The sequence below is a fragment of the Prevotella sp. MGM2 genome, assembly GCF_002933955.1.
Lineage (GTDB): Bacteria > Bacteroidota > Bacteroidia > Bacteroidales > Bacteroidaceae > Alloprevotella.
This window is the reverse complement of the sequence record NZ_BEWW01000318.1, coordinates 21,307-30,193: the sequence shown is the minus strand read 5'-3', so window position 1 is coordinate 30,193 and position 8,887 is coordinate 21,307. Positions and strand designations below refer to the sequence as shown.

8 protein-coding genes and 1 pseudogene are annotated in these 8,887 nt (G+C 47.6%); 5 read left to right on the top strand and 4 right to left on the bottom strand.

The genetic code is table 11. The features are described 5' to 3' along the window. The coding region (locus tag C5S62_RS13660) for an MFS transporter (protein ID WP_371411208.1) at positions 1–842 on the top strand (842 nt) is incomplete at its 5' end. A gap of 85 nt (positions 843–927) precedes the next feature. Here the strand turns inward: C5S62_RS13660 and dinB are convergent. The 4 genes from dinB to pyrB form a co-directional block, all read right to left on the bottom strand. Next, a complete protein-coding gene (gene dinB / locus C5S62_RS12150) occupies positions 928–2,007 on the bottom strand; it encodes a DNA polymerase IV (protein WP_104405646.1) in 1,080 nt (359 codons plus the stop codon). A 136-nt stretch (positions 2,008–2,143) separates the two neighbouring features. Beyond that, positions 2,144–3,424, bottom strand: coding sequence for a serine hydroxymethyltransferase (gene glyA, locus C5S62_RS12145; protein ID WP_104405645.1), 1,281 nt, complete (start codon positions 3,422–3,424; stop codon positions 2,144–2,146). A 5-nt stretch (positions 3,425–3,429) separates the two neighbouring features. Beyond that, positions 3,430–3,900 carry an aspartate carbamoyltransferase regulatory subunit gene (locus C5S62_RS12140; protein ID WP_104405648.1) on the bottom strand — a complete coding sequence of 157 codons (471 nt, stop codon included), beginning with the start codon at positions 3,898–3,900 and terminating at the stop codon, positions 3,430–3,432. A 71-nt stretch (positions 3,901–3,971) separates the two neighbouring features. Then, positions 3,972–4,928, bottom strand: coding sequence for an aspartate carbamoyltransferase (gene pyrB, locus C5S62_RS12135; RefSeq protein ID WP_104405647.1), 957 nt, complete (start codon positions 4,926–4,928; stop codon positions 3,972–3,974). 940 nt (positions 4,929–5,868) lie between these two features. Here pyrB and ftsY point away from each other — a divergent pair. From ftsY to C5S62_RS14165, 4 genes and pseudogenes are all read left to right on the top strand, one after another. Next, entirely contained in the window at positions 5,869–6,834 is a 966-nt protein-coding gene (gene ftsY / locus C5S62_RS12125; RefSeq protein WP_104405643.1) for a signal recognition particle-docking protein FtsY, read from the top strand. A 13-nt stretch (positions 6,835–6,847) separates the two neighbouring features. Then, positions 6,848–8,152, top strand: a complete 1,305-nt coding sequence (gene rimO / locus C5S62_RS12120; RefSeq protein ID WP_104405642.1) for a 30S ribosomal protein S12 methylthiotransferase RimO — start codon at positions 6,848–6,850, stop codon at positions 8,150–8,152. A gap of 83 nt (positions 8,153–8,235) precedes the next feature. After that, complete coding sequence (locus C5S62_RS12115; protein WP_104405641.1) at positions 8,236–8,526, top strand: HU family DNA-binding protein; 291 nt, start codon at positions 8,236–8,238, stop codon at positions 8,524–8,526. A 42-nt stretch (positions 8,527–8,568) separates the two neighbouring features. Then, positions 8,569–8,886: pseudogene (locus C5S62_RS14165) on the top strand (HU family DNA-binding protein); the annotation flags it as partial. Position 8,887: the final 1 nt, after the last annotated feature.

The following is an 8,887-nucleotide window of genomic DNA, read 5'->3' as shown; positions in this document are numbered from 1 at the left end:
GTACGTTCTACCGTGTTTCCACCATCGCCGGACAAGGGCTGTTACTGATGATAGCCGGCGTGCTCGAAGTCTACACCCGCCGCCCGATACAGGCATGGTCCTACACCTTTGCCATTGCCGCTTTTGTATTCCTTCTTTTGTTAGCATACCACCACTATGCCCTGCCCCGCCCCAAAGCGGACCTACCGTCTGCCATACAAAAAAAAGAAATAGGCAAAGCCTTCCTCGCCACCTTCATAAGTTTTTTCCGCAAGCCTCACTTTTGGGCTGCCATCGCCTTCATGCTACTCTACCGGTTGCCTGAAGCACTACTCACCAAAGTATGCCCCCTGTTCCTTGTCGACCCGGTATCAGAAGGAGGTTTGGGCCTGACCACCTCAGAAGTAGGCTTCGTACAAGGTACGATTGGCATCATCGGCTTGACAGTGGGCGGTGTTCTAGGAGGAATAGCCGTCTCACGCGACGGCCTGAAACGCTGGCTGTGGTTCATGGTCATGGCCATATCATTGCCAGACATACTCTACGTCCTCCTGGCCTACTTTCAGCCTGAAGGCATCCATTTAACAGCCATATGTATTTTCATCGAACAATTCGGCTACGGATTCGGATTTACGGCCTACATGCTCTATCTTATAAGTTATGCCCAAGGTCCATCCAAAACGGCCCACTATGCGTTTGCCACGGGCTTTATGGCCCTCAGCATGATGCTTCCAGGGTTATTTGCGGGTTATTTGTCAGACCTGATGGGATATCTGAATTTCTTCATCCTTGTCATGCTCCTTGTACCCGTCACTTTCATTGTTTCGGTTTTCATAAAAACAGAGGGAAACACCAATAAATAATAATCATCCCTCTCCCGGTCAAAATATTCCCGATAATCATCAATTAAAGTAATGGCAAGTAAGAACAAAATAGGCCAAACAAAAATCATCCATCTTCCCAATCTTTAAATTTAAAGCTGAGTTGTATCCATTCATCGCCAGCCTCATCCTCCTGAGCATTGCCAACAGACAAGCCTGCCAGCCGAACTCCATGCCCTCCTAATTTAACAGAAGCCAGCAGTTCTTCACCAATACTCAGCAAAGTATTTTCACTGTCTACAGGAATTGCCAGAGTACGCGAACGTGTGATTTGATGAAAATCATCAAATTTGATTTTCAGAACAATTGTCTTTCCTCTGAAATGATGTCGCTCGAGCCTACTCCACACCTCCTGCCCCACCAGCCACAGTTCCTGTAATAATCTGTCGCGGTCGGTTATATCTTCCGGAAAAGTCTTCTCCGCTCCTACAGACTTTCGTATACGGTTGGGAACCACCTCGCGATTGTCCACACCACGGGCATAGCCATAATAAGCATGGCCGGCCTTGCCAAACATACAAACTAAATCATACTCCGTCCACTCTCTAAGATCTTTTCCTGTATGAATGCCCAGACGATGCATCTTTTCGGCTGTCACCTTGCCTATGCCAAAAAAACGTTCCACCGGCTGTTCCACCACAAAAGCCTCGACATCCTGCGGCGGAATGACGAATAATCCATCAGGCTTACGATAGTCGGAAGCTATTTTAGCCAGCATCTTATTAACTGAGATACCGGCGGAAGCAGTCAGACCAGTTTCTGACAAAATACGTGCTTTTATATCACGTCCTACAAGGGTGGCAGAGCGGGCATGTGTCACATCAAGAAAAGCCTCGTCCAACGAAAGAGGTTCCACAAGTTCCGTATATTCATGAAATATGGCATGTATCTGCTTTGAAACAGCCTTATAAACCTCAAAACGCGGCGGAACAAAAATAAGACCGGGACAAAGCCTACGGGCCACCACGGAGGATAATGCAGAATGTACTCCATAAGGACGTGCTTCATAGCTGGCTGTGGCCACTACGCCTCGGGCACTGTCATGCCCTATGGCTATAGGCCGTCCACGATACTCTGGATAATCGCGCTGTTCAACAGAGGCATAAAAAGCATCCATGTCAATATGTATTATCTTTCGCTGCGCCATTTTCGGCTGCAAAAATAGCGAAAAAAGAAATGAGGAAAATATTTATTCCACTAAAATCCCGTATAACCGAATAATGCCGGCAAAGCACAACCATTCGGCGGCTTTACCGGCATTATTCATTTCCTCAAAATTTATGTCAATAGGCAAAAAGCGGATAGTCCTGCATCGTTTCATTAACACGTCGACGCACATCAGCGATAACCGTTTCATCTTCAGGTGAGCAAAGCACAGTATCAATCAGTTCCGCGATCAGTACCATAAGATCTTCCTTGGCACCACGTGTTGTTATGGCCGGCGTTCCCAAACGAATACCCGAAGTTTGAAAAGCCGATCGGGTGTCGAAAGGAACCATATTCTTATTCACAGTGATATCGGCAGCCACCAGCGCATTTTCCGCCACCTTTCCTGTGAGTTCAGGATATTTCGAACGCAAGTCAACCAGCATGGAATGATTGTCGGTTCCGCCGCTAACGATTGTAAAACCTCGTCCGGTAAGTTCTGCAGCCAGGCAGGCGGCATTTTTCTTCACCTGTAGCGCATATTCTTTAAACTCCGGCTGAAGCGCCTCGCCGAAAGCTACGGCCTTGGCTGCAATGACATGCTCCAAGGGCCCGCCTTGCGTACCGGGAAACACAGCACTGTTCAATATCTGGCTCATCATCTTAACGGCGCCTTTAGGGGTAGTCAGTCCCCAAGGATTCTCAAAATCTTTTCCCATCAGGATGATACCCCCACGAGGGCCGCGCAAAGTCTTGTGGGTGGTGGAAGTCACTATGTGGGCATACCTAACGGGGTTGTCCAATAGTCCGGCCGCAATAAGCCCTGCCGGATGGGCCATATCGACCATAAACAATGCACCGACTTCATCGGCAATCTTACGCATACGGGCATAGTCCCACTCCCTGCTATAGGCCGACCCGCCTCCGACAATCAGTTTGGGCTTATGCTTGTGGGCCAACCGCTCCATTTCTTCATAATCAATAAGGCCGGTGTCTTTGTTGACATTATATCCCACCGGGGTATAAAGGATACCGGAAGTATTGACTTTCGAACCGTGGGAAAGATGGCCTCCATGGTCCAGATTCAAGCCCATGAACGTGTCGCCGGGATGGAGAACGGCCATAAAGACCGCTGCATTCGCCTGTGCCCCAGAATGAGGCTGAACATTGGCATATTCTGCGCCGAAAAGTTCTTTTACGCGTTCAATGGCAATTGTCTCCGTCTGGTCAACAACGCCACATCCGCCATAATAACGATGACCGGGATAACCTTCGGCATACTTGTTTGTAAGACATGACCCCATGGCCTGCATAACATCATCGCTGACAAAATTTTCGGAAGCTATGAGCTCTATGCCACGCAGCTGGCGCCGGCGTTCCGCCTCGATAAGCTGGAATATCTGTGTGTCTTTTTTCATAATGGTTAAGATTTTGGTTCGGTCAGTTTTATTTTATCAAGCAATTGTTCTTTCTCGCAATAATGGCATCTGAGGATTCCGGCATTACGGTCAATGACATGAAACCTGGTGGGCATAGGCTCGTTGTTGGTAATGCACTTGGGATTGGCACATCTCACTATGCTATGAATATCATCAGGCAAAGTAACACATTTTTTCTCTACCAACTCATAATCCCTGATAACACAAAGCGTCACATTAGGAGCTACTACTGAAAGGAGGTTCAATTCGGCATCGGTAAAAAATTTGTCAGAAACCTTGATGATGCTCTTATGTCCCATTTTGCGGCTTTTCAGATTATAGCCAACCATGATGGAACTGCCGCGTATTTCTTCCAGATGGAGCAAACGCACGACTTCAAAAAGTTTTGAACTGGGTATATGGTCAATAACGGTGCCGTTCTGTATGGCGGCTACCATAAATTTTTCACGTTTCATTGAAGCAATAAATTTATCATTGAGAAAACTCTGTATGGGGGGAACTCCAACATCTTCGCACGCCTTCGGCCTCATGCCTGCCGGCCGTGTTTTTTCCCGTCTTCAAGCACGTCTTCAAGCGTCAGCCCCAACACATCGCAAATGATGGCCTGACGGGCATACAGCCCGTTGCGGGCCTGCTCGAAATAGTAGGCATGTGGGTCGGCGTCCACATCATAGGCAATCTCGTTGACGCGGGGCAGCGGATGGAGTATTTTCATGTTCTCACGTGCCTTTCCCAGCATGGATGCCTTGAGAATATAAACATCCTTCACTCTCTCATAGGCCATCAAATCGGTGAAACGTTCCCGCTGGACACGTGTCATATACAAAATGTCGGCCCCGCTTATCACATCTTCATTAAATTCCTCATGCTCCACATATTGGATGCCATACTCGCGGCAATAGATCTTATACTCTTCCGGCATGGCCAGTTCGGGGGGAGCTATAAAATGAAATGTGGGATTGAAGTGGCGCATGGCCATCAGAAGAGAATGGACGGTCCGGCCATATTTTAAGTCTCCAACCATATAAATGTTCAGATTATCGAGCGTTCCCTGCGTCTGATAAATGGAATAGAGATCGAGCATAGTCTGTGACGGATGCTGATTGGCACCGTCACCGGCGTTTATCACCGGAACCGGCGAGACCTCACTGGCATACAGAGCCGCTCCTTCCAGATAATGGCGCATCACTATGGCATCGGCATAATTGCCCACCATCAGGATTGTATCCTTCAGGGTTTCCCCTTTGGACGAACTGGTGACCTTAGGATCGGTAAAACCGATGACACGCGCTCCCAAACGGTTGGCGGCGGTCTCAAAGGAAAGACGGGTACGCGTGGAAGGCTCAAAAAATAAAGTGGCAATGATTCTGCCGTCCAGAATCTTACGGTTGGGATTCTTTTCAAACTCTTGTGCCATCGTAATAAGATACATAATCTTATCGCGCGAAAGATTGGCAATGGTAACGAGACTATGATTCATAATAATATGAAAAGTTATATGACTGCGACGGTACTTCCTCACATATTGCTCACACCAGCAGAAAGAAGCCATCAGACGGTAGCAAATTTAGCCAATTACTTTGAATTATCAAGACATCGCGGAATTATTTTTACAACGCCATTCCTTTCTTTCTGCCTGACAAAAAACTTTTCTTCACAAACACATTTGGATTTTCCTCTTTCATGACGTATCTTTGCGCCAGCCTTCAATCCGATCAAGGCGGGAACAGGCGCTACGGCGGCCACAATGTGAAAACGGTTCCCAGTATTGCCACATTCTCCCGAATCCCTCCGCGGGTTGCGGGTCCCGGTGTAAGAGACGGGAAAACTGCCGGAGAAGGACTCCGGACTCACAGCAAAGAAACAAAAGCCCACCGTTGCCAATGGCATCGCATGGGCTGTCAATGGTATAGAAATATGCCCGTACAGGCTTGTGCGGGCATATTTTTTATCCCTTTTACCGCAAGGCAAACAACCCTTTTCCCATTTGAAAAACAATAGTTTCCGTAAAAATTCCAAGTATTCGAATTTAAATTCCAAGTAATGCAGTTTCAAATCACCTTATGATTGTTCTTTTCCAATGTATCTCCGCAGTTTCCACATCTGACGCATAAAAAACAGTAACGTTCCGACTAAACAAAATCTTAAACATTCATAAACTAACTTAAAACAACAAATCCCATTCCGCCTCAGCCTCCAAATCTCCGGAAACTGTCTATGCTTATCTCAGGTAAAAGCCAACAAGTATCAGTCCCCATTTACAATGATAAAAAACAAGCTGTGACTTTATCAACAAACAAAAAGATGGAGGAAATAGCCCATAAACTTCAAAAATTGCGCCTAAACAAAGGTAAAGTTCTTTTTTTTGCGTAAGTTTGCAGTTAAAACTTATATCATACCTATTAATTACATATTAAAGAATAATGGGAATATTCAGCATCTTCTCAAAAAAAGAAAAGAAAGAGGTCCTCGATGCCGGCTTGGAAAAGACAAAGACCGGCATATTCGACAAAATAACCCGCGCCATCGCGGGCAAATCAAAAGTTGACGATGAAGTCCTGGACAATCTTGAAGATGTATTGCTTACCTCCGATGTCGGCGTAGACACAACGGTGGAAATCATCCATAAAATAGAGGAGCGTGTGGCCCGCGACAAATACGTAGGTACGGCCGAACTCAACAAAATCCTGAAAGAAGAAATAACGGCGTTGCTCACACGAAGCGGCAACGATGACGCCGAGGATTTTGAAATTCCGGCCGGCCGAAGGCCGTATGTCATCATGGTGGTGGGTGTGAACGGCGTAGGCAAAACGACCACCATCGGCAAACTGGCTTATCAGTTCAAACAAGCCGGCAAGAAAGTTTATCTCGGAGCGGCCGACACCTTCCGTGCTGCGGCTGTGGAGCAGCTCTGCATCTGGGGCGAGCGTGTCGGGGTGCCCGTTGTGAAACAGCAAATGGGCAGCGACCCGGCCAGTGTGGCTTTCGACACCATCAATTCGGCCAAGGCCAACGATGCCGATGTCGTAATCATCGACACCGCAGGCCGCCTGCACAACAAGGTAAACCTCATGAACGAACTGACGAAAATCAAGAACGTGATGAAAAAAATCGTTCCTGACACCCCTGACGAGGTTCTGCTGGTACTCGACGGTTCTACGGGGCAAAACGCCTTTGAGCAGGCCAAGCAGTTCATCAAGGCCACAGAGGTGACGGCGCTGGCCATCACCAAACTGGACGGAACGGCCAAGGGCGGCGTGGTAATAGGCATTTCCAACCAGCTTAAAGTGCCTGTAAAATACATCGGGCTCGGCGAGAAAATGACCGACTTGCAGCCTTTCAACCGCAGCGAATTTGTAGACTCCCTGTTCAATGACGCAAAACTCTGACACAGATCCCCACATGGCAAAGCATACCATAGACATCATTACGATGGGATGTTCCAAAAATCTGGTAGATTCCGAACATCTCATGCGCCAGTTTGCCGAACACGGCTTTACGATTCATCATAACCCGGAAGAGATTCACGGTGACATTGTCGTGGTGAACACCTGCGGCTTCATTGGCGATGCCAAGGAAGAAAGCATTAACATGATTCTTTCCCTGTGCGACCAGAAGGAGGAAGGGCTGCTCAACCGGATATACGTAATGGGGTGCCTCTCGGAACGCTACCTTGCAGAACTGAAAGAGGAAATCCCCCAAGTGGACAAATATTACGGGAAATTTAACTGGAAAGACTTGCTTGAAGACCTCTCAAGCACTTATGCCGAAGAACTGAAAGACCAACGCGTACTCACCACTCCAAATCATTACGCCTATCTCAAAATATCGGAAGGCTGCGACCGTAAATGCGCTTATTGCGCCATCCCCATCATTACGGGCAAGCACGAAAGCCGGCCGATGGAAGAGATCCTGGCCGAAGTGAAAGATCTGGCAGGCAAGGGCGTCAGAGAGTTTCAGGTCATAGCTCAGGAACTCACTTACTACGGCGTGGACCTCTACAGGAAGCAAATGCTGCCGGAACTCATCGAAAAAATGGCGGCCATACCGGGAGTTGAATGGATACGCCTCCACTATGCCTATCCCACTCATTTCCCGATGGAACTCCTCCGCGTTATCCGCGAACACGACAATGTGTGCAACTATCTCGACATAGCCCTGCAACACATCAGCGACAACATGCTGACACGCATGCAACGTCACACGACAAAGCAAGAGACCATAGAGCTATTGGCCGCAATGCGCCGCGAAGTTCCCAGCATCTGCATCCGCACAACTCTGATGGTCGGTTTCCCGGGAGAGACGGAAGAAGATTTCAACGAGCTCATGGAGTTTGTACGCACCACCCGTTTTGAACGCATGGGTGCCTTTGCCTACAGCGAAGAAGAGGGCACATACGCCGCCTTGAACTATGAAGACAATATTCCCGACGCCGTCAAACAGGAACGCCTTGACAGACTGATGAAACTACAGGAGCGCATTTCGGCTGAAATCTGTGAGGAAAAAGTGGGCAAGACCTACAAAACAATCATAGACCGCTGTGAGGGAGATTATTTCATAGGACGCACAGAGCATGACTCGCCGGAAGTAGACTGCGAAGTGCTCATCCCCACCTCAGAAGGCGCACTTGTCATCGGTAACTTCTACGATATTACCGTGACACAAGCAGAGGAATACGACATCTATGGCGTTCTGGCCAATCAATAGCAGCATTCCGGCACAGCTTCCAGCAGGCCTTTTCATTACTCATTGAATCCGTTACATCTCTCACCATAATTACACAAACGGCCTTGAACAACAAAGATTACATCAGCAGAATGGCCAGCCGCCTGGAAATGGCCCCCAAAGACGTACAGAGGATCGTCAACACCTTTATGGCTGAATTTTCGGAAAAACTTGACGATGGCAGCACACTGACCGTCCAAGGGTTTGGAAACTTCGAAGTTAAGAAAAAAATGGAACGTGTTGTGGTAAACCCCACTACCAAGCAACGCATGCTTGTTCCCCCAAAACTGGTTTTAGCTTATCGCCCAAGCATTGGTCTGAAAGAAAAATTCAAAGATACTACAACCGGCGACTAACAGGCTTTGAGTACCATAACCTGACGTTCCACTACAAACTGGATGCTTTTACAAACATCAGAAAACCGTATCAAGACTTCTCCCCATTCAATGGATAAAAAAATATTGCTACAGGAAATAGCCGACATTCTTGCTGAAAAAGAAGGCATCACGAAAAAAAAAGCAGAAAATTTCACCCGGGCTTTTTTCGAAATCATCGAAGAGGGACTGACGGAGGACAAGTTTGTTAAAGTCAAAGGATTTGGCACATTCAAGGTCATCCCCGTCAGCGAAAGAGAAAGTGTAGACATCAATACCGGCGAACGTATTCAGATAAGCGGGCACAGCAAAATCACCTTTACCCCTGACAACTTCCTTAAGG